The organism is Pimelobacter simplex (assembly GCF_900114845.1).
Classification (GTDB): Bacteria; Actinomycetota; Actinomycetes; order Propionibacteriales; family Nocardioidaceae; genus Nocardioides; species Nocardioides simplex.
The window spans coordinates 1-20,030 of the sequence record NZ_FOUK01000006.1; the positions used below are offsets into that span (position 1 = coordinate 1).

Annotated in this window: 17 protein-coding genes; 8 read left to right on the top strand and 9 right to left on the bottom strand. The window is 72.7% G+C overall.

Annotated elements, in window-relative coordinates:
* On the bottom strand, positions 1-686 hold a 686-nt coding region (gene npdG / locus BM223_RS22180), incomplete at its 3' end, for an NADPH-dependent F420 reductase (RefSeq protein ID WP_075018724.1).
* 164 nt (positions 687-850) lie between these two features.
* On the opposite strand from npdG, the gene BM223_RS22185 reads away from it, so the two are divergent.
* From BM223_RS22185 to BM223_RS22205, 5 genes are all read left to right on the top strand, one after another.
* Positions 851-1,888 carry an LLM class F420-dependent oxidoreductase gene (locus BM223_RS22185; RefSeq protein ID WP_038677389.1) on the top strand — a complete coding sequence of 346 codons (1,038 nt, stop codon included), beginning with the start codon at positions 851-853 and terminating at the stop codon, positions 1,886-1,888.
* Complete coding sequence (locus BM223_RS22190; protein WP_038683706.1) at positions 1,888-3,036, top strand: acyl-CoA dehydrogenase family protein; 1,149 nt, start codon at positions 1,888-1,890, stop codon at positions 3,034-3,036. The genes BM223_RS22185 and BM223_RS22190 overlap by 1 nt, the downstream gene beginning before the upstream one ends.
* Before the next feature lie 193 nt (positions 3,037-3,229).
* A complete protein-coding gene (locus BM223_RS22195) occupies positions 3,230-5,386 on the top strand; it encodes an MMPL family transporter (protein WP_038683704.1) in 2,157 nt (718 codons plus the stop codon).
* Positions 5,387-5,716: 330 nt separating this feature from the next.
* On the top strand, positions 5,717-6,742 hold the full coding sequence (locus tag BM223_RS22200) for a hypothetical protein (protein WP_038677387.1): 1,026 nt from the start codon (positions 5,717-5,719) through the stop codon (positions 6,740-6,742).
* A gap of 72 nt (positions 6,743-6,814) precedes the next feature.
* Complete coding sequence (locus tag BM223_RS22205; RefSeq protein ID WP_038677385.1) at positions 6,815-9,373, top strand: bifunctional FO biosynthesis protein CofGH; 2,559 nt, start codon at positions 6,815-6,817, stop codon at positions 9,371-9,373.
* Here the strand turns inward: BM223_RS22205 and BM223_RS22210 are convergent.
* Genes BM223_RS22210 through BM223_RS22220 form a run of 3 tightly spaced genes read right to left on the bottom strand, consistent with a single transcriptional unit; the run spans position 9,370 to position 12,505 of the window.
* Positions 9,370-10,614 carry a sugar ABC transporter permease gene (locus tag BM223_RS22210; protein ID WP_038677383.1) on the bottom strand — a complete coding sequence of 415 codons (1,245 nt, stop codon included), beginning with the start codon at positions 10,612-10,614 and terminating at the stop codon, positions 9,370-9,372. The genes BM223_RS22205 and BM223_RS22210 overlap by 4 nt on opposite strands.
* On the bottom strand, positions 10,611-11,423 hold the full coding sequence (locus BM223_RS22215) for an ATP-binding cassette domain-containing protein (RefSeq protein ID WP_038677381.1): 813 nt from the start codon (positions 11,421-11,423) through the stop codon (positions 10,611-10,613). Before BM223_RS22215 ends, BM223_RS22210 begins: the two co-directional genes overlap by 4 nt.
* The gene (locus BM223_RS22220; RefSeq protein WP_038677380.1) at positions 11,423-12,505 is read right to left on the bottom strand and encodes a substrate-binding domain-containing protein; all 1,083 of its coding nucleotides are present in this window, start codon (positions 12,503-12,505) and stop codon (positions 11,423-11,425) included. Before BM223_RS22220 ends, BM223_RS22215 begins: the two co-directional genes overlap by 1 nt.
* A 153-nt stretch (positions 12,506-12,658) precedes the next feature.
* On the opposite strand from BM223_RS22220, the gene BM223_RS22225 reads away from it, so the two are divergent.
* A complete protein-coding gene (locus BM223_RS22225; protein ID WP_038677379.1) occupies positions 12,659-13,816 on the top strand; it encodes an ROK family transcriptional regulator in 1,158 nt (385 codons plus the stop codon).
* 54 nt (positions 13,817-13,870) lie between these two features.
* Here the strand turns inward: BM223_RS22225 and BM223_RS22230 are convergent, their stop codons facing one another.
* Entirely contained in the window at positions 13,871-14,449 is a 579-nt protein-coding gene (locus tag BM223_RS22230) for a DUF4126 domain-containing protein (RefSeq protein ID WP_038683702.1), read from the bottom strand.
* Between the two features lie 43 nt (positions 14,450-14,492).
* Between BM223_RS22230 and BM223_RS22235 the strand changes: the two genes are divergently transcribed.
* The gene (locus tag BM223_RS22235) at positions 14,493-14,906 is read left to right on the top strand and encodes a DUF5709 domain-containing protein (RefSeq protein WP_052138320.1); all 414 of its coding nucleotides are present in this window, start codon (positions 14,493-14,495) and stop codon (positions 14,904-14,906) included.
* 22 nt (positions 14,907-14,928) lie between these two features.
* Here the strand turns inward: BM223_RS22235 and BM223_RS22240 are convergent, their stop codons facing one another.
* Positions 14,929-16,143: an endonuclease/exonuclease/phosphatase family protein gene (locus BM223_RS22240; protein ID WP_038677378.1), complete on the bottom strand. Its 1,215-nt coding sequence runs from the start codon at positions 16,141-16,143 to the stop codon at positions 14,929-14,931.
* A gap of 160 nt (positions 16,144-16,303) precedes the next feature.
* Here BM223_RS22240 and BM223_RS29300 point away from each other — a divergent pair, with 160 nt between their 5' ends.
* Positions 16,304-16,447, top strand: a complete 144-nt coding sequence (locus BM223_RS29300) for a GPGG-motif small membrane protein (protein ID WP_170222488.1) — start codon at positions 16,304-16,306, stop codon at positions 16,445-16,447.
* Here BM223_RS29300 and BM223_RS22245 read toward each other — a convergent pair.
* From BM223_RS22245 to BM223_RS22255, 3 genes are read right to left on the bottom strand one after another with little or no spacing between them, the layout of a single operon-like run.
* Positions 16,440-17,996 (bottom strand): acyl-CoA synthetase, encoded by a 1,557-nt coding sequence (locus tag BM223_RS22245; RefSeq protein WP_038677377.1) that lies wholly within the window; start codon positions 17,994-17,996, stop codon positions 16,440-16,442. The genes BM223_RS29300 and BM223_RS22245 overlap by 8 nt on opposite strands.
* A 24-nt stretch (positions 17,997-18,020) precedes the next feature.
* Entirely contained in the window at positions 18,021-19,139 is a 1,119-nt protein-coding gene (locus BM223_RS22250) for an FAD-dependent oxidoreductase (protein WP_038677376.1), read from the bottom strand.
* Entirely contained in the window at positions 19,136-20,023 is an 888-nt protein-coding gene (locus BM223_RS22255; RefSeq protein WP_038677375.1) for a DUF1295 domain-containing protein, read from the bottom strand. Before BM223_RS22255 ends, BM223_RS22250 begins: the two co-directional genes overlap by 4 nt.
* Positions 20,024-20,030 lie beyond the last annotated feature (7 nt).

Genomic DNA, 20,030 nt, shown 5'->3' on the forward strand with positions numbered 1-20,030 from the left:
CGGATGCCCGAGTGGGTCTTGTACTTGCGGTTGATCGAGATGAGGACCGCGGTGAAGGGCTCGAGGACGCGGGCGAGGCGGAGCTTGCCGCCGTCGATGCCGGGGCGTCCGGTGACCGAGGCGGCGAGGTCGATGGCGACCTGCTTGCCCTCGAGGGAGTCGCCGACCACGATGACGTCCTCGTCGAGGAAGTCGTCCTCGCCCCACAGGGCGGGGGCGGCGACGTTGTGGAAGGCGCCGACCACGGTGGCCTCGGGGGCGATCTCGGCGGCGGACTCGGCGGCGGAGCCCTCGCCGCCGTTGATGACGCGGCCGTGGGCGCCGCGCTTGTCGAAGGCCAGGGGGTTGACGCAGGAGATGACGGTCTTCCCGGCCAATGCCGAGGCCAACGACGCGACGAGCTCGTCGTGGCCGTCGTAGGGCACGGCGAGGAGGACGACGTCGGCGGCGGCGATGGCGTCGGCGTTGGCGGCGCCGCGGGCGGTGCCGGCACCGGCCACCCCGGCGAGTCGCTCGTTGACCTCGGTGGCGACGGTCTCGGCCTTCTCGGCGGCGCGGGAGCCGAGGACGATGTCGTGGCCGTGGCGGGCGAAGCGGTAGCCCAGGCCCTTGCCCTGCGGGCCGGTACCGCCGATCACGGCGACGGTGTAGCGGGGGGTCTCGGCGGGCGAGTTCTCAGAAGTCACGTGTCTCCTCCTATCACGTCGCGCGCCCCGCGCCCGCACGGCGTCTCACCGGGCGCCACCCGTTGCATCGTGACAGTATTACTGTCACAGTTGTGCCGCCGGGCGGACGCCCCTGCCTCCTCCCGTGACCGTCACCGTCGGCCGAACGGCCAGAAGGGACCTCCATGAAGCTCTCGATGCCCCTCGTCTACGCGGGCAACCCGCGCGAGTCGGCCGACCAGGTCGTCGCGCTCGAGAAGGCCGGGCTCGACACCATCTGGGTGGCCGAGCCGTACGGCTTCGACGCCCCGACCCTGATGGGCTACCTGGCCGCCAAGACCGAGACGGTCGAGATCGGCGCCGGCATCCTCAACGTCTACTCGCGGACGCCGGGCGCCCTGCTGCAGACCGCGGCCGGCCTCGACAACGTCTCCGGCGGGCGCGCGGTCCTCGGCCTCGGCGCCTCCGGCCCGCAGGTCATCGAGGGCTTCCACGGCCTTCCGTACGACCGCCCGCTGACCCGCACCCGCGAGGTGATCGAGGTGCTGCGGATGGGCCTGCGCGGCGAGCGCCTCGACTACCAGGGCAAGACCGTCCAGGTCCCGCTCCCCGAGGGCCAGGGCCTCGGCCTGGGCAAGCCGCTCAAGCTGCTCAACCGCCCCGAGCGCGCCGACCTCCCGCTGTGGGTCGCCGCGCTGGGCGACAAGAACGTGGCGATGACCGCCGAGGTCGCCGACGGCTGGCTGCCCTTCCTCTACTACCCCGAGAAGGCGCAGGAGGTCTGGGGCGACGCCCTGGCCCGCGGCGCCGCGAAGCGCTCGGCCGAGCTCGGTCCGCTGCAGATCTCCGCGGGCGGCATGGTCGCCATCGGCGAGGGCCCGGAGACCAAGGCGCTGCTCGACTTCATGCGCCCCCTCTACGCGCTGTACGTCGGCGGCATGGGCGCGCGCGACAAGAACTTCTACAACCAGCTGGCCTGCGAGTACGGCTTCGAGAAGGAGGCCAAGGAGATCCAGGACCTCTACCTCTCCGGCAAGAAGAAGGAGGCCGAGGCCGTGGTCCCGCTCGCGTGGCTGGAGGCCGGCAACCTGGTCGGCCCCGCGTCGTACGTCCAGGAGCGGATCGCCGCCTTCCGGGAGTCCGGCGTGACGAACCTGTCCGTCTCCCCCGCGAGCGACGACCCCGCCGCGACCATCGCACAGATCAAGGAATGGGTGAGCTGATGCCCGAGCGTCCCAGCATTCTCGAGACCGAGCACGAGGACTTCCGCGCCACCGCGCGCACCTTCCTCGAGCGCGAGGTCGTGCCGCACCACGAGCAGTGGGAGAAGGACGGCATGGTCGACCGCGAGGTCTGGCGCAAGGCGGGCCAGGCCGGCCTGCTCGGCTTCGACGTCCCCGAGGCCCACGACGGCCCCGGCATCAAGGACTTCCGCTACAACATGGTCCTCACCGAGGAGATCACCCGCGTCGGCGCGAGCGGCCTCGGCTTCGCCCTCCACAACGACATCACCGTGCCCTACCTCGTCGCGCTGGCGAACGACGAGCAGCAGGCCCGGTGGCTGCCCGGCACCGTCTCAGGCGACATCGTCACCGCCATCGCGATGACCGAGCCCGGTGCCGGCTCCGACCTGCAGGGCATCCGGACCACCGCCGTCGACAAGGGCGACCACTACGTCCTCAACGGCTCCAAGACGTTCATCACCAACGGCATCCACGCCGATCTGGTGATCGTGGTGGCCCGCACCGACCCCGACGCCGGCGCGCACGGCATCAGCCTGCTCGTCGTCGAGGACGGCATGGCCGGCTTCACCCGCGGCCGCAACCTCGACAAGCTCGGCCTCAAGGCCCAGGACACCGCCGAGCTCAGCTTCGACAACGTCGAGGTGCCCAAGGCGAACCTGCTCGGCGAGGAGGGCCAGGGCTTCGTCTACCTGATGCAGAACCTCCCCCAGGAGCGGGTCTCGATCGCCACCATCGCGATCGCGGCCATCGAGGCCGTGCTCGACATGACGCTCGACTACGTGAAGAGCCGCGAGGCCTTCGGCAAGCCGATCGGCAAGTTCCAGAACACCCGCTTCGTGCTCGCCGAGATGGCCACGGAGGCCTACATCGCGCGCACGTTCGTCAACCACTGCGTCGAGCTCCTCAACGCCGGGCAGGTCGACACCTCGCTGGCGTCGATGGCGAAGTGGTGGACCACCGAGCTGCAGAAGAAGATCGTCGACCAGGGCCTGCAGATGCACGGCGGCTACGGCTACATGATGGAGTACCCCATCGCCCGGGCCTACGCCGACAGCCGCATCCAGACGATCTACGGCGGCACCACCGAGATCCAGAAGGAGATCATCGGCCGGTTCCTCGGCCTCTGAGTTTCCCCAAAAAAGAGCCCGCCCGACGGCCCCGGGATGTCACATCCTGGGGTCGTCGCGTGTCTTGAGGACGGCGGGCGCACGCGTGCACGGCAGAGAGTTCCCGCCGACCGATGATTCGGGGCGGATCTCAGGGTCGGATCCGGACGAATCCCGATGTCGACCGAGCCACCCCCTGGGAAGAGTGAACGCCATGCACCGTCAGATCGCCGGAAAGCTGACCGGCCCCGTCACCAAGTGGGTCGTGCTGGTCGTCGTCCTGCTCCTGACCGGGGGCCTCGGGTTCCTCGGCTCGAAGCTGGCCGACGTCAAGGACAACCAGGCCTCGTCCTGGCTGCCGGGCTCCGCGGAGTCGTCCCGGGTCGCCGACGAGCTGTCGACCGACCTCGATCCCAACGACATCCCCACGCTCGTCGTCTACCACCGCGAGGGCGGGCTGACCCCGGCCGACCTCGACGCGATGGACGCCCAGGCGGCGAAGATCGCCCAGGTCGAGGGCGTCACCGCCACCGGCGTGCTCACCCCCCACGGCGCCGAGGCGCTGGCGGCGGCCGGGAAGCCGGCGCCCCGGCTGATCTCCGAGGACGGCGAGGTCGCCTACTCGTTCTTCAACTTCAACTTCGGCGACGGCGGGTGGGCCAAGGTCCCCGCCAGCGCCAAGGACGTCCGCAAGATCGCGAAGATCGACGGCGTCACGACGTACGTCGGCGGCTTCGGCGGCCAGGCCTCCGACTTCGCCGAGTCGTTCGAGGGCTCGCACGTCCAGCTGCTGATGATCACGTTCGGCGTGGTGATCCTGATCCTCCTGCTCACCTACCGCAGCCCGATCCTCTGGATCCTCCCCATCCTGTGCGCCGCGCTCGCCTACATGATGTCGCGCGGCGTGGTCTACCTGCTCGCGAAGTACGTCGACCTGACGGTCAACGACCAGAGCGAGTACATCCTCAGCATCCTGTGCATCGGTGCCGGGACGGATTACGCCCTGCTGCTGGTCGCCCGCTACCGCGAGGAGCTGCGCCGCCACGAGGACCGGCACGAGGCGATGGCGTTCGCGCTGCACCGCGCGACCCCGGCCCTCATCGCGAGCGCCGCCACCGTCGCGGTCGGCCTGCTGTGCCTGGTCTTCGCCGACCTCAACTCCACGGCGAGCCTCGGCCCGGTGCTCGCGGTCGGCGTCGTCGTCACCCTGCTCACGATGATCACGCTGCTGCCCGCCCTCCTGGTGATCGTGGGCCGCTGGATCTTCTGGCCCAAGCGCCCGTCCTTCGGCTCCGACGAGCCGACCGCGCACGGCCTGTGGGCCCGGGTCGGCGCCCGGATCGCCCCGCGCCCCCGCGCGGTGTGGGTGGTCACGACCGGGGTGCTGCTCATCGCCTGCCTCGGCCTGTTCCGGCTCGACGCCACCGGGCTGACCACCGAGGAGTCGGTGACCGGCGAGATCGACTCGGTGACCGCCCAGAAGCTGATGGCCGAGCACGGCCTGGCCGACAGCTCGGTCACCCTCCAGGTCGTGGCCGATGCCGACCGGATCGACGCCGTCCGCACCGCGGTCGGGACCGTCGACGGGCTCGGCGCGCCGACGCCCGTGCGTCCGCTCGCCGACGGACGGGCGTGGTTCGAGTCGGCGGTCAGCGTCGACATCGCCTCGCCCACCGCCTTCCGGCTGGTCGAGGACGCCCGGGCCGCCGTCCGCGAGGCCGACGGGGCGCACGCCCTGGTCGGCGGCGGGCCCGCGGTCTACCTCGACTCCAAGATCGCCGCGGACCACGACAACCGGCTGATCATCCCCATCGTGCTCGTCGTGGTGTTCCTCATCCTGGTGCTGCTGCTGCGGGCGCTGCTGGCCCCGCTGCTGCTGATGGCGACCGTCGTCCTGTCGTTCGGCGCCGCGCTCGGCATCTCGGCCCTGCTGTTCGAGTACGTGCTCGGCTTCGCCGGGTCCGATCCCGGGTTCCCGCTCTTCGCGTTCGTCTTCCTCGTCGCGCTGGGCATCGACTACAACATCTTCCTGATGACCCGGGTCCGCGAGGAGACGGTCACCCACGGCACCCGCAAGGGCTCGCTCATCGCGCTGTCCTCGACCGGCGGCGTGATCACCTCGGCCGGACTGGTGCTGGCCGCGACCTTCCTCGCCCTCGGCACCCTGCCCCTGGTGTTCCTCGCCGAGCTCGGCGTGGCCGTGGCCCTGGGCGTCCTCCTCGACACGATGATCGTCCGGTCGGTGCTCGTGACGGCGCTCAACCTCGACCTGGGCGGCCGGATCTGGTGGCCCAGCAAGCTCGACCGCGGGACGCCGTCCGCACCCGAGCCGCCGGCTCCGGCCACCGAGAAGGTTCCGGCGCTCGACTGAGGGGAAGGGTGACCATGCCTTAGCCTGACCCGCGGTGTGCGCCGCACGGGTCGGCGGACCCGGGACGAGGGGCGAGACCAGATGAGCGGTACGTACGGACAGCAGGGTTGGCCGACCACCCCGGCCGGTGGCCGGCCCACGGGCCCACCGCCCTCGGGACCGCCCCCGCAGCAGCCGCCGACCGCCCTGCCGCCGTCGGGCCCGCCCTCCGGTCCGCCGTCGGGGCCCCCGCTCGCACCGCCGCCCGGGCCTCCGGGCGGCGGCTGGGGCGGACCACCGCCTCCCGGCTGGGGCCCGCCGCCGCGCAGGAAGCGCCGCTGGCCGCTCTTCGTGGCGCTCGCCGCGGTCCTGGTGCTGGTCGTGGGCCTCGGCATCGGCGGCTGGGCCTACGGCACCGGCCGGCTCGGCTTCGGCCCGCTCAGCGCGGCCGACAAGGCCGCGGCCAGCGCGATCGCCGACGGCGTCGAGGCGCCCGAGTGGGTCGACGCCGACCAGCTCGACTGCGCGGCCGACGACCTGATCCGCGACGCCCGCTCGGGCGAGCTCGAGAAGCGCGGCCTCGTCGAGCGCGACGGCGACGACTGGACCTACACCGGCGCCTGGCGGACCGACGACGCCGAGGCGTTCTACGAGAGCGTCCTCGACTGCTCCGACGACTGGGAGAAGCAGGTCGGCGAGGAGTGGCAGCTCGACGACACCGACTGCCTCGACGACATCGGGACGGCGACCCTCGGCGCCTTCTTCGCCGCCGACCTCGTGCCCGACGACCCGCCGGCCGGCCACGACGAGGCGGTCGAGAAGCTCGACGAGTGCTACGCCGAGGCGCCCGCCGCGCCGCAGGCGCAGGCCCGCCCCGCGTACCGCGCCGTCCAGTTCACGTTCACCGCGCCCGAGGCGAGCGGCGGCGACGTCGTCCTCAACACCGGCGGACCGGGCGCGTGGAAGCCGCTGAGCGGCACCGCGGCCGAGGTCGAGACCAAGGCCGGCGGCCAGCGCGGCTGCATCCAGGCACAGACCCAGGTCAGCTACGGCTGGGGCACCAGCACCACCACCGAGAAGGAGTTCTGCGGCGTCGCCCAGGCCCCGCGGATCTGGTGGAAGAAGACCGGCTGCACCGCCTCCCCGGGCTGCCGGGCGTGGGAGCTGCGCTACGAGGGCTTCGCCGACCTGAGCCGGATCACGGCCCGCTACACGAGCAACGGTGGCAACTGCCTGGCGGTCAGCGGCAGCTGCTCCGACACCGTGCTCGTGGCTCCCGGCGGACGCGGCAAGGTCGTCACCTGGAGCTTCCCGGGCTCCTACCGCGGCGTCTTCGTGGCGACCGTCGGCAAGCTCCGCACCCGGCTGCCCAACTAGGCCCGGTCCCCGGTCCCGGTCACAGGGCGATACGCCGCGCCGCGCGGACACCCACCCGATAGCCTGAAGCGGATGTCCGAGGCCCCCACCCCCCAGCAAGTACGACGTGCGCTCGCCCGCGCCGAGCGTGGCGCGGCGCTCGACGTGGCCGAGGCGACGGCGCTGCTCGCCGCCACCGGCGACGAGCTCGACCGGCTCACGGCGGCTGCCGCGAAGGTCCGCGACGCGGGCCTGGTCGCGGCGGGACGCCCGGGCGTGGTGACGTACTCCCCCAAGGTGTTCATCCCGATCACCCGGCTGTGCCGCGACCGGTGCCACTACTGCACGTTCGTCGAGACCCCGGCCCAGGCGGCGCGCGAGGGGCGGGCGCCGTACCTCTCGCCGGACGAGATCCTCGACATCGCCCGCCAGGGCGCCGAGCTGGGCTGCCTCGAGGCGCTCTTCACGCTCGGCGACCGGCCCGAGGACCGCTGGCCCGAGGCGCAGGCGTGGCTCGACGAGCAGGGCTACGACTCCACGCTGGCCTACATCCGCGCGATGGCGGTGCGGGTGCTCGAGGAGACCGGCCTGCTGCCCCACCTCAACCCCGGCGTGATGTCGTGGGAGGAGCTCAACCGGCTCAAGCCCGTCTCCCCCTCGATGGGGATGATGCTCGAGACCACGTCGCGGCGGCTGTTCGAGACCAAGGGCCTGGCCCACTTCGGCTCGCCCGACAAGGACCCCGAGGTCCGCCTCCGCGTGCTCGAGGACGCCGGCCGGCTCGGCATCCCCTTCACCACCGGGCTGCTGGTCGGCATCGGCGAGACGCTCACCGAGCGCGCCGAGACGATCTTCGCGCTGCGCGCCACCCAGCGTGCCTACGGCGCCGTCCAGGAGGTCATCGTCCAGAACTTCCGGGCCAAGCCCGACACCGCGATGCGGCACACCGACGACCTCGGCCTCGCCGAGTACCGCGCCGCCATCGCGGTCACCCGCCTGCTGCTCGGCCCCAAGGCCCGGATCCAGGCACCGCCCAACCTGGTCGACCTCGACGAGTGCCGGGCGCTGCTCGGCGCCGGCGTCGACGACTGGGGCGGCGTCTCGCCGCTCACCCCGGACCACGTCAACCCCGAGCGGCCCTGGCCCTCCCTCGACCGGCTCCGCTCGCTCTCGCAGACCTGCGGCTTCGACCTCAGGGCCCGGCTGACCGTCCACCCCGAGTACGTCACCGGTGCGCTGCAGCGCGGCGAGGCGTGGATCGACCCGCGGCTGCACGCCCACGTCGCCGCCCTCGCGGGCCCGGACGGGCTCGCGATCCCCGAGGTCCGCCCGACCGGGCTGCCCTGGCAGGAGCCCGACGGCGGCTTCGACGCCGACCACGGGCGCGGCCGCACCGACCTGCACGAGGCGGTCGACACCGAGGGCCGCACCGACGACCGGCGCAGCGACTTCGGCTCGGTCTACGGCGACTGGGCCGCCGTCGGCGAGGCGGCCGCGATCACCGGCGCCCCCGCCGTCCTCCACGCCGAGGGAGGCGAGGCGCTGCGCGCCGCCGAGGCCGACCCCGGCAGCCTGTCCGACGAGCACGCGCTGACCCTGATGACCGCCGAGGGCGACCTGCTCCGCTCCGTGGTCCGGCTGGCCGACGACCTGCGCCGTGCGGCCGTGGGCGACGACGTCACCTACGTCGTCAACCGGAACATCAACTTCACCAACGTCTGCTACGTCGGCTGCCGGTTCTGCGCGTTCGCGCAGCGCCGTACCGACGCCGACGCCTACTCGCTCTCCTACGCCGAGGTCGCCGACCGCGCCCAGGAGGCCTGGGACCTCGGCGCCACCGAGGTCTGCATGCAGGGCGGCATCGACCCCGAGCTGCCCGCGTCGGCGTACTTCGACATCGCGGCCGCCGTGAAGCAGCGGGTGCCCGACATGCACGTGCACGCCTTCAGCCCGATGGAGGTCGTCAACGGCACCTCCCGCACCGGCCTGTCGATCGAGGACTTCCTGATCAAGGCCCGCGAGGCCGGCCTCGGCTCACTGCCCGGCACGGCCGCCGAGATCCTCGACGACGAGGTCCGCTGGGTCCTCACCAAGGGCAAGCTGCCCGCCCGGACCTGGATCGAGATCGTCTCGACCGCCCACCGCATCGGCCTGCCCACGACGAGCACGATGATGTACGGCCACGTCGACAACCCGCGGCACTGGGTCGGCCACCTCAACGTCCTCAAGTCCATCCAGGACACCGCCCGCGAGAACGGCTCCAGCGGCTTCACCGAGTTCGTGCCGCTGCCCTTCGTGCACACCTCGGCACCGATCTACCTCGCCGGCGTGGCCCGCCCCGGCCCGACGCTGCGCGACAACCTCGCCGTGCACGCGATGGCGCGCATCCTGCTCCACGGCCGGATCTCGAACATCCAGACCTCGTGGGTCAAGCTCGGCGTCGACGGCACCCGCGCCATGCTCAACGCCGGCGCCAACGACCTCGGCGGCACCCTCATGGAGGAGACCATCTCGCGGATGGCCGGCTCCGAGCACGGCTCGGCCAAGACCGTCGCCGAGCTCGTCGAGATCGGTGCGGGCATCGAGAGGCCGGTGCGCGAGCGGACCACCCTGTACGGCGAGCCGCCGGCGCGACCGGCGCCCCGGCCCTAGCCTCTGCCCGAGCTCGACCGGGCGCGCCGGGCGACGGAGTCGATCGTCACCGCGAGCAGCAGCACGCCGCCGGTCACGATGTAGCGGACGTCGGAGTCGACGTTCATCAGGTTGAGGCCCGACTCGATCGACTGGAGCACCAGGATGCCGAGCAGCGCGGCGTAGGCCGAGCCGCGGCCGCCGAACAGGCTGGTCCCGCCGATCACCGCGGCTGCGATCGCGGTGAGGTTGGTGTCGGTGGTGCCGGAGTCCTGGGAGACCGAGGTCAGCTGGGCCGCGGCGAGCAGGCCGCCGAGCGCGGCCAGCACCGAGCAGAGCACGAACGCCGAGCAGTAGGTCCAGCCGACCCGGACGCCGGCCCGGCGCGCGGCCTCCTCGTTGCCGCCCACAGCGAACAGGTGGCGTCCCCAGCGGGTCTTGCGCAGCAGCAGGTCGAGCACCACGACGAGCGCCGCGAAGAGCACGGTGAGGTAGCCCCAGCCGCGGGCGATGCCGAGGTAGTAGGTCAGCCAGCCCAGGCCGCCGCCCAGCAGCGCCGCCTTGATCAGCACGGCCAGCAGGTTCGGCGGGGTCAGCCCCGCCGCCCGCCGGCGCCGGATCGTCCACAGCCGCGAGCCGAGGTAGCAGGCCACCACGACGGCGACCAGCGCATAGGCCTGGGCGTCGGTGAGGAACTTGTTGCGTGCGAACTGGGCCAGCCCCGACTCGCGCGGGATGTTGATGCTGCCGTCGGCGAGCACCCACAGCAGGGCCCCCTCGAAGGCGAGCAGCCCGGCCAAGGAGAACACGAAGCTGGGCACCCCGACCCGCACGTGGAGCACCGCGTACGCCGTCCCGATGAGGGCGCCGACACCGAGCGCGGCCGCGATCCCGAGCCACAGGGAGTGCCCCTGGTCGACGACGATCACCGCCATCACCGCCGCGCAGAAGCCGGACACCGAGCCGACGCTGAGGTCGATCTCGCCGAGCAGCAGGACGACGACGATGCCGAGCGCGATGATGCCGGTGGGTGCGGCGTAGAGCAGCATCGACACCAGGCTGCGCGACGACAGGAAGGTCGGCTCGTAGGCGTAGAAGACCGCGCAGATGATGACCAGGCCGAGGACGACCGGCAGCATCCCGAGGTCGCCGCCCCGGATCCGGCCCCAGCCCTGGCGCAGGTAGTCGCCCGGTGAGACCGCGCGGATCAGCCGCTCGTCGGCGGCGTCGGTGGCCGCGACGCTCTCCTTGGTGGCGGTCATCCCCGCTCCTCCGTACGACGGGCCGCGCGCTGCGCGACGACATTGTCGGACGCCCCGGTGATCGCGGCGACCAGCTGGTCGGTGGTGGCCTCCTCGGTCCGGAACTCCGCGGCATTGCGCCCGAGGCGCAGCACGACGATCCGGTCGGCGACCGCCTGGACGTCGGCCATGTTGTGGCTGACCAGGATCACGCCGAGGCCGTGGTCGCGCAGCCGCTCGACGAGGTTGAGCACCTCGGCGGTCTGGGCCACGCCCAGGGCCGCCGTCGGCTCGTCGAGCAGGACGACGCGCGGGTCACCGACCAGGGAGCGGGCGATCGCCACGGTCTGCCGCTGCCCGCCCGAGAGCGAGGCCACCGGGATCCGGACCGACGGGATCTTCGCGGACAGCGTGCGCAGCAGCCGCCACGCCTCCTGCTCCATCGAGACCTCGTCGAGCAACGGCCCGCGCCGGTGCTCCTTGCCGAGGAAGAGGTTGGCGACGACGTCGAGGTTGTCGCACAGCGCCAGGTCCTGGAAGACGGTCGCGATGCCGAGCTCCTGGGCGCCGGCCGGGCCGCCCACGACGACCGGCCGGCTCTCGAACTCGATCGTCCCCGCGTCGGGCTGGTAGACGCCGGAGATGACCTTGACGAGCGTGGACTTGCCGGCGCCGTTGTCGCCGACCAGGGCGACGACCTCGCCGGCACGGACGGTCAGGCTCACGTCGGTGAGCGCCTGGACCGCGCCGAACCGCTTGTGGATCCCGGCCAGCGACAGGACGGCCTCGCCGGTGCCGCTGGCCGGGGTCGGAGGTGCAGTGAGGGTCATCAGGACAGACCGGCCTCCGCACAGGCCTTCGCGTAGTCGGCCGTGCAGATGTCGGAGACCTCGTAGAAGCCGTCGGCGATGACGGTGTCCTTGATCTTGTCGGCGGTGACCGCGATCGGCGTGAAGATGTACGACGCCACGCCCTCGAAGTCGCTCTGGTCGATCCCGGTCGTGGTCTTCGCCGGCGCGTCGTCGCCCTTGGCGAGCGCCACCGCCACCTCGGCCGCGGTCTCGGCCTCGATCTTGATCGGCTTGTAGATCGTCATCGTCTGCTCACCGGCCACGATGCGCTGCAGGGCGGCGATCTCGGCGTCCTGCCCGACGATCGGCGGCAGCTTGTCGGCGGCGACGCCGGCCCCGGTCAGCGCCGCGACGACACCGCCGGCCTGCCCGTCGTTGGCGGCGTAGACGCCCTGGACCTTGCCCGCGTCGTACTTGTTGAGCTGGTCGGTGGTCCACTGCTGGGCGTTGTCGGGGCTCCAGTCGGGGTTGTCGTACTCGGCCAGGATCTTGACCCCGCTGCCGTCGAGCACGCTGTGCGCGCCCTTCTTGAACTGGGCCGCGTTGGGGTCGGAGGGCGCCCCGTTGAGCATCAGGATGTTGCCCTTGTCGCCCATCGCGTCGACCAGCGACTGGGCCTGCATCTTGCCGACGGTCTCGTTGTCGAAGGACATGTAGTAGTCGGCGTTCTCGATGAACCGGTCGTAGGCGACCACCGGGACGTCCTGGCCCTTCGCCTCGTCGACCATGCCGGCGGCGGTCTTGCCGTTGACCGGGTCGAGGACGACCACGTCGGCGCCCTGGTCGAGCGCGCTGGTCAGCTGCTGGGCCTGCTTCTTCTCGTCCTGGTCGGCGTTGAAGTAGAGGACCTTGCAGTCGCTGCACAGGTCCTTGACCTTCGCCTCGAAGAGCGGGCGGTCGTGGGCCTCGTAGCGGGTGGTCTTGGTCTCGGGCAGCAGCAGGGCGATGGTCGCACCGTCACTCCCACTCTTGCTGTCGTTGGCACCGCACGCGCTGAGCGCGGTGGCACCGAGGAACAAGGCAGCGCTGAGGGCTGCGATGCGGCGTACCAGGGTGGACATGGGCTCTCCTCGAGGGTCCGGCGAATGCACCCGAGTGTTGTAGGTCACATGCTTGTCGTCAAGACTTGAACACAAAAGTTGCTCAAACTGGTACCGGGACCTCCTTGTGTTCGCTACTTGACCATTCTCCGGCTCCCCCGGCACAGTGTGCGCATGTCTTCGACCGGCGCCGCTCCTGGCTCGACGGCGTCCCTGCGGACCGCCAACCAGCGCCGGGTGCTGCTCGCGCTGCGCGACGCGGCGCCCGACGACGGGGCGTTCACCCAGGCCGAGCTGGCCCGGGTCACCGGCCTGGCGCCGGCGACCGTGTCCAACATCGTGCGCGACCTCAGCCAGGCCGGCCTGGTCGACACCGAGGCGGGCAGCGGGCGCCGCGGCTCCGCCGTCCGGATGTCGCTGGGGGCCGGCGTCGTCGCAGGCGTCGACATCGGCCACCGCCACCTCGCCGTCGCGATCGGCGACGTCACCGGCCGGCTGCTCGTCGAGGAGCGCTGCCCGATCGACCCCGACCTGGGCCACCGCGAGGCGCTCGCCCTCGCCGGCACGATGGTCGAGCGGCTGCGTCCCGACGGCACGGTGCTGCGCCAGATCGGCCTCGGCCTGGCCGGCCCGGTCACCGACGGCGTCATCCAGAGCGCGGCGATCCTGCCCGGCTGGCGGGGGGTCGACGCCCGGAGCGCCACCCGCGAGGCGTTCGGCACCGCGGTCCAGATCGAGAACGACGCCAACCTCGCCGCCCTCGCCGAGCACCGGATCGGCGTGGCCCGCGGCCACGACAGCTCGGTGACCGTCAAGATCTCCTCCGGCGTGGGCGCGGGCATCGTCATCGCCAACGAGCTCTTCCGCGGGTCCTCCGGCAGCGCCGGCGAGCTCGGCCACCTGACCGTCGACGAGCACGGCCCGCTCTGCCGCTGCGGCAGCCGCGGCTGCCTCGAGACCTACACCTCCGTCGAGGCGATCCAGGCGCTCATCGGCGGCCAGCTGCCGGGCGCGACGCTCGACGAGATCGTGGCCGCTGCCGCCGCGGGCGACGTGTCCGCCCGGCGCGCCTTCGAGGACGCCGGCCTGCACCTCGGCCGGGGCCTCGCCGCCGTGGTCAACCTGCTCAACCCCTCCATGGTGGTCATCGGCGGCGACATGGCCCAGGCCGGCGAGCTCATCCTCGAGTCGGTCCGGATGGGGCTGCGGCGCCACGCCCTCGACCCGGTGGCGCAGACCCCCGTCGCCGCCAGCGGCCTCGGCGAGCGGGCCAGCCTGCTCGGCTCGCTGCTGCTCGCCGCCGAGAGCACCGAGCTACTGCTCGAGGCCTGAGCCCTCCCCCGCGCCGACCGGCCCGGCTCGACCGGCTCGACCCGCTCGACCCGCTCACCGCTCCCGCCAGGCCCGGAACCGGGCCCACCCCCGTCGTACCGTGCGCCAGGCGAGCCAGAGCAGCACCAGCCCGGCGGCCAGCAGCACCGCGGCGATCGCCGCGGCGGCGTACGGGTGCTCGATCGCGAACCACACCACGGCGAGCACCGCGACGTCCTCGCCGACGCTGATGCTGATATTGCTGAACGGCTCGGGCACCGTGTTGACCGCCATCCGGGTGCCGGTCTTGACCGAGTGCGAGGCGAGCGCGCTGCCGCCGCCCACGAGACCGCCGACGAGCTCGTCGACCGAGGCCGAGTCGCCGGCGATGAGGACGCCGACGACGCCGCCGACGAGCGGGCGGATCGCGGTGGAGACGACATCCCAGGCGGAGTCGACATAGGGGATCTTGTCGGCGACGAACTCGAAGGCGTAGAGGGCCGCGGCGACCGCGAGCACCTCCCAGCGCCCGAGCACGTCGGGGATCGAGCCGAACGAGCCGAGCCGGTCCGCCACGCCGAGGACGAGAACGACGAGGTAGCTGTTGATCCCGCTGGCCCATCCCGAGGAGAACGCCAGGGCGAGTGATTCCACGGGTTCAGCGTAGGTCCCCGCGACCTTGGGGTACCGGACCTCCATGACCAACAGCGATCCGCAGCTCCCGACCGAGGACACCCTGCTCGGCGACGACGTCGACGACGAGCTCGACCGCGGCTACTCGCCGCCGGAGAAGCCCTCCGCCGCCCAGCGCTACGGCACCACCCCGTGGGAGCAGGCCCACGACCGGCCGCTCGCCGACCGCCTGGCCGAGGAGGTGCCCGACGAGCCGGTCGACCCCGCCGACGACGCCGACGACGGCCTCGCCCACGAGGCGGACGAGGCCGGCACCGAGGTCGGCGACGAGCGCGCCGGCCGGCTGGTCGAGCCGGACGCCGCGCTCGGCGAGGACGTCGACTCCGACCTCGTCGCCGAGGACGTCGGCATCGACGGCGCCGCGGCCAGCGCGGAGGAGGCCGCCGTCCACGTGATCCCCGACGACGAGGAGCTCTAGGCCGATCCGGCGCCGGGCCGGCTCAGGGCCGGCGCAGGTCCAGCCAGACCAGCCGGTGGTCGGAGGTCGGGAAGGGGTAGACCCCGGTCAGCCGGGCCAGCGGGTCCGCCGCGACCGGCCAGAACACCCCACCGCGCAGCGGGTGGAGACCGCGCGAGGGCAGCACGTGGTCGACGCGCAGGTTGCCCGGTGCGCCGTCGGCGAAGTCGGCCGTGTCCTGGGCCGGATCGCCCCGGTGGCTCGCGTTGGCACCACCCTGCAGGGCCGCGGCCTCGGCCGCACCCGCCGACGTCGGCACCACGCGGGCGTCGATCCGCGGGTGGTCGAGGAGCTGGCGTGCGGCGTGGTCGACCGAGTCGCCGTCGTAGGGGTCGGCGTTGAGGTCACCGGCGATGACGAAGCGCGAGCCGGGCCGCAGGCCGCCCCGCCGGCCGGCGTCGTCGTAGATGTAGCGGCTGCGGGCCGAGCCGGCGACGTAGTCGGCCCAGAACCGGATCTCGTCGTGGTTGCGCTTGCCGTTGCGGTCCTCGGGACCGTCGAAGGTGGGCGGCGTCGGGTGCGCCACCAGGAAGTGGACGGTCCGGCGGCCGACCCGGATCGGCACGTCCCAGTGCGACTTCGACGAGAGCCGGAAGGCCGCCTGCTCCGCGGGCGAGTACCAGTCGCCGGGCAGCAGCGAGCCGGGCATGTCCTTCCAGAGGAAGTGCTGGAACGTCCGCACGTGCGCGGTGTCGATCGGGAAGCGCGAGTAGACGACCATGCCGTACTGGCCGGGGAACAGGCCGAAGCCGTAGGCGTCGTCGCCGCCCCCGACCTGGCCGTCGTTGTTGAGGTCGAAGCCGCTCGGCACGCCGGTGTTGACCGGCGCGACGTACGCATAGGGGTAGTCGATCGGCGCGGCCCCCCGCTGGCCGACCTCGAGGTAGTTGTCGCGGAAGAGGTCGGCCGCGCCGGGCGCGTAGTCGAACTCGTTGACCAGGACGACGTCCGGGCGGGCCCGCTGGATCGTCTCGGCGACATTGGCCGCCTGCACGTCGTCCCGGGTGCTGAGGTCGGCGACGAGCTGTCCCTCGGTGCCGCGGTTGAGCGAGGCGTTGAAGGTGGCGAACCGGACGGCCGGGCGCTCCTGCGCGGCCGGGGCCGGGCCCGCGGTGGCCGGTGCGCCGGTCGAGACCGCAGGGGCGGTGAGCGTGGTCAGTGCCGCGAGCGCGGCGAGCACGGCAGGGGTACGTCGCATGGGGATCCTCCGAGCAGGGATGCGGACACCGCGACCCTAGGCCGGGTCGGCGCCGAACGCACCCGCCCGAGCGTGAAGGGTGGATGAACCGTCTGCTCGGGCGATCCCGGGGTACCGGGCTGAACGGGGGTCATCCGGCCCCGACGACAGGAGGGAAACCGTGGCATTCATCTTGTGGATCCTTGCCGTGATCCTGGTCGTGGCAGGCATTGTCAGCCTGTTCCGCGGCCAGCTGCTGTGGGGGATCGTGCTGATCGTGGTCGGGCTGCTCGTCGGTCCCGGAGGCGTCAGCATCTTCACCTAGGCGGGCCTGAGGACTGCGCGGCGTACTCGTCGCGCAGCCTGCCCTTGACCATCTTCCCGGTGGGAGTTCGGGGCAGGGACGCCCGGAAGTGGATCTCGCGCGGCACCTTGTAGTGCGCGATCCGCTCCCGGGCGTACGCCGCCAGGGCGGCGGCGAGCGTCGCGTCGTCTTCGTCGCGCACGCTCGCCGCCGGCTGCACGAAGGCCACGACCCGCTCGCCCATGTCGTCGTCCGGCACGCCGATGACCGCGATGTCCGCGACCGCCGGGTGGAGCGTGAAGAGGTCCTCGATCTCCTGGGGGTAGATGTTGACGCCCCCGCTGATGATCATGAACGCCTTGCGGTCGGTGAGGTAGAGGAAGCCCTCGTCGTCGAGGTAGCCGAGATCGCCCACCGTGGTCCAGCTCGGGTGCTCCGGGTGCTCGGTGGCCCGGGTCCGCTCCGGGTCGTTGTGGTAGCTGAACGTCCGCGTCTCGCGCTCGAAGTAGATCGTGCCGATCTCGCCCGCGGGCAGCTCGGCGCCGTCCTCACCGACGATGTGCGGCAGGCCGAGCAGCGGCCGGCCGACCGATCCGGGGTGCTGCAGCCAGGTCGCCGAGTCGATCCGGGTGGCGCCGTTGGCCTCGGTCGAGGCGTAGTACTCCTCGAGGACCGGTCCCAGCCACTCGATCATCCGCCGCTTGACGTCGACCGGGCAGGGCGCTGCGGCGTGCACCACGCAGCGCAGCGTCGACAGGTCGTGCCGCAACCGGACCTCGTCGTCGAGCTTGAGCAGCCGGACGAACATCGTCGGCACCATCTGGGTGTGCGTGACGCCGTACTTCTCGACGGCGGCGAGCGCGGCCTCGGCGTCGAACCTCTCCATCATCACCAGCGTCCCGCCGACGGTGTGGATCACGCCGCCGAAGCGCAGCGGCGCCGCGTGGTAGACCGGCGCCGGCGAGAGGTAGACCGTGTCGGCGTCGAAGCCGTAGGCCGGCGCGAACATCGCCGGGTAGAGGTAGCCCGGCTCGTCGACCGCGATCGCCGGGAGCGGCGGCTTGATCCCCTTCGGACGCCCCGTGGTGCCGCTGGAGTAGAGCAGGTCGTCGCCGTGCGGCTGCGCGGGCAGCGAGTCGGTGCCGGCTGCGGCGAGCGCGGCCTCGTAGTCGTCGTACCCCGCGACGGGGCCGCCGTAGGCCAGCCGGACCGGGACGTCGAGGTCCGCGTCGAGACCGCCCACCACGTCGGCGAGCGCCGCCGAGACGACGAGCGCGCGGGCCCCGCAGTCGCGCACGATGTACGACGCCTCGCCGGCCGTGAGGTGGCTGTTGACCGCCGTGATGTAGAGCCCCGAGCGCAGCGCGGCCCAGTAGACCTCGTAGGTCTCGGGCCGGTTGTCGCTGATCATGGCGACGACGTCGCCGGCGCTCAGTCCCGCCGCGCGCAGGTGACGCGCGAGCCGCAGGCTGCGCTCGTCGAGCTCACCGTAGGGGAGGGTCCGGCCGCTGCCGGCCATGATCAGGGCCGGTTTGTCCGGCGTGGTCGCGGCCCAGGTCCCGGGATACATGGCGCGACTCTGCCACCGAAGGTGTCACCGGGGAAGGTCGCGGATCCCGCGGTAGATCCCGCGCCGCACGATCCACGGCTGGAGCACCGCGCCGACGGTCCACGCGGGGAACCGGAACGGCCGGCCGGCCGGTGTGAAGACGCGGAGGCCGTCGTCCTCGACGCCGAGGACCGAGCCCCACCGGCGCCGGGCGGGCCGGAACTCCCCCAGCGGCCGGCCGGCCAGGTGCGCCCGGACGTTGGCGGCGACCAGCTTGTCGGCGCGGTTGCGGGCCGAGGAGCGCAGCGGGTCGGTCGCGGCGACGTCGCCGACGGCGAAGGCGTCCTGCAGGCCGGCGATCCGCAGGTCCGGACCGACCCGGACGAAGCCCTGGTCGTCGAGGAGGTCGGCGGACAGCCAGCCGGTGTTGGGCCGGACCCGGCCGATCGCCCAGAGCACGGCGTCGGCCGGCAACGGCTCCGGGCCGCTGCTCCAGGCGACCGGCCCCGCCGTGATCCGGTCGCAGTCGAAGCCCTCGGGGACGACCGCGCGGTGGCCCGGGCGCAGCTCGACGCCGGCGGCGAGCAGCCGCCGCCGCACGTGGGCCCAGGTGCGCGGGTGGTGCTGCGGCAGGGCCCGCTCCCCCGGGAACGCGAGGGTCACCCGCAGCGCCGGCCAGCGGGTCGCGCACTGGTAGGCACTCGCGACCGCGGCGGCACCGCCACCGACCACGAGCAGCGTCGCGGCGCCGGCGATCTGCTCGTGGGCCTGTGCCAGGGTCGCGGTGACCTCGGCCTCGGTCTGCAGCGCGGGTCGGCGCCAGAAGCCGTTGCTGACCCCGGTCGCGACCACCAGGACGTCGTAGTCGATGGCGCGGGTGGCGCGGCCGTCGTCGACCGTCACCGTGCGGGTGGCGGGATCGAGCCTGGTCAGCTCCGCATGGACCAGCTCGGCGCCGTCGAGCCGCCGGAACCGGTCGAAGCCGACCCGGTAGTCGCGGGCCCAGGCCTCCGGCCGGGCCAGGCGCATCCCGAGCTCCTGGCCGCTGACGAGCCCGGGCTTGCTCGAGATGCCGACCACGTCGACGTCCGCCCGGGCGAGGTGGATGGCGGTCAGCAGTCCGCTGTCGCCCAGCCCGGCGACGACGACCCGCGGGCGGCTCACCCGGCCGACCGGGCTGACCGGGGTGGCCGGGGCACCAGGACCGGCACCCGGGCGACCACCTCGCGGTAGGCCGGGCGGCGCTCCAGGCTGCGCTGCTCCATCATCGGGATGCTCGCGCCCAGGAACATCGCGAGCATCGCGACGCCGCCGACCGGCAGCCACCACCAGTCCGCCGGCGAGGCGGCGATCCCGAACAGCGCCAGGCTCCACCAGAAGGAGATCTCGCCGAAGTAGTTGGGGTGCCGCGACCAGGCCCACAGGCCGCGGTCCATCACCTGCCCGGGCGTCCGCTCCCGCGCGAACCGCTGCATCTGCCGGTCGGCGACGAACGCCAGCACGACCGCCCCGACGCCGACGACGAGCGCGACCCCGTCGAGCCACCGCAGCCCGGGACCGGAGCGGGTCAGGACGACGTACGCCGGGACCAGGCCGAGGAACACCTGCAGGGTCGGCACCAGGTGGATGCCGACGAGGTCGGCCAGCAGCTCCAGCCGGCCGGCCCGCGCCCGGACCAGCGGGTAGCGCCAGTCCTCGTGGTGCAGCCCGGGGAAGGTGACGATCCAGTTGCCGGTCAGCCGCACCGCCCACAGCGCGATCACGCCGAGCACCAGCCACGCGCGGGCGTCGTCCCGGGCGGCGTCGGCGGCGAGCCACCAGTAGAGCGCGAGGTACGGCGGCAGGATGCTCCAGTAGGCGTCGTAGAAGCTCGAGTTGCGGTGCACCCGGCTCGCCGCGAACACGACCAGCGTCGCGACGAGGTCGCCCAGGAGACCGTCCAGCCACAGCCACCGCGTGTCCGGCCCCCACAGCAGCCAGCCGGTCGCGGCGCCGAACGCGAGGACGTACGCGATCGCGACCCTGGTCAGCGAGGCAGCCTTGCTCACCCCACGA

Coding starts and splice junctions, on each gene's coding strand:
- BM223_RS22195 (WP_038683704.1), top strand. CDS start 3,230: ATGCACCGTCAGATCGCCGGAAAGCTGACCGGCCCCGTCACCAAGTGG.
- BM223_RS22185 (WP_038677389.1), top strand. CDS start 851: ATGAAGCTCTCGATGCCCCTCGTCTACGCGGGCAACCCGCGCGAGTCG.
- BM223_RS22205 (WP_038677385.1), top strand. CDS start 6,815: ATGTCCGAGGCCCCCACCCCCCAGCAAGTACGACGTGCGCTCGCCCGC.
- BM223_RS22245 (WP_038677377.1), bottom strand. CDS start 17,996: ATGTATCCCGGGACCTGGGCCGCGACCACGCCGGACAAACCGGCCCTG.
- BM223_RS22220 (WP_038677380.1), bottom strand. CDS start 12,505: ATGTCCACCCTGGTACGCCGCATCGCAGCCCTCAGCGCTGCCTTGTTC.
- BM223_RS22210 (WP_038677383.1), bottom strand. CDS start 10,614: ATGACCGCCACCAAGGAGAGCGTCGCGGCCACCGACGCCGCCGACGAG.
- BM223_RS22240 (WP_038677378.1), bottom strand. CDS start 16,143: ATGCGACGTACCCCTGCCGTGCTCGCCGCGCTCGCGGCACTGACCACG.
- BM223_RS22225 (WP_038677379.1), top strand. CDS start 12,659: ATGTCTTCGACCGGCGCCGCTCCTGGCTCGACGGCGTCCCTGCGGACC.
- BM223_RS22215 (WP_038677381.1), bottom strand. CDS start 11,423: ATGACCCTCACTGCACCTCCGACCCCGGCCAGCGGCACCGGCGAGGCC.
- BM223_RS22190 (WP_038683706.1), top strand. CDS start 1,888: ATGCCCGAGCGTCCCAGCATTCTCGAGACCGAGCACGAGGACTTCCGC.
- BM223_RS22235 (WP_052138320.1), top strand. CDS start 14,493: ATGACCAACAGCGATCCGCAGCTCCCGACCGAGGACACCCTGCTCGGC.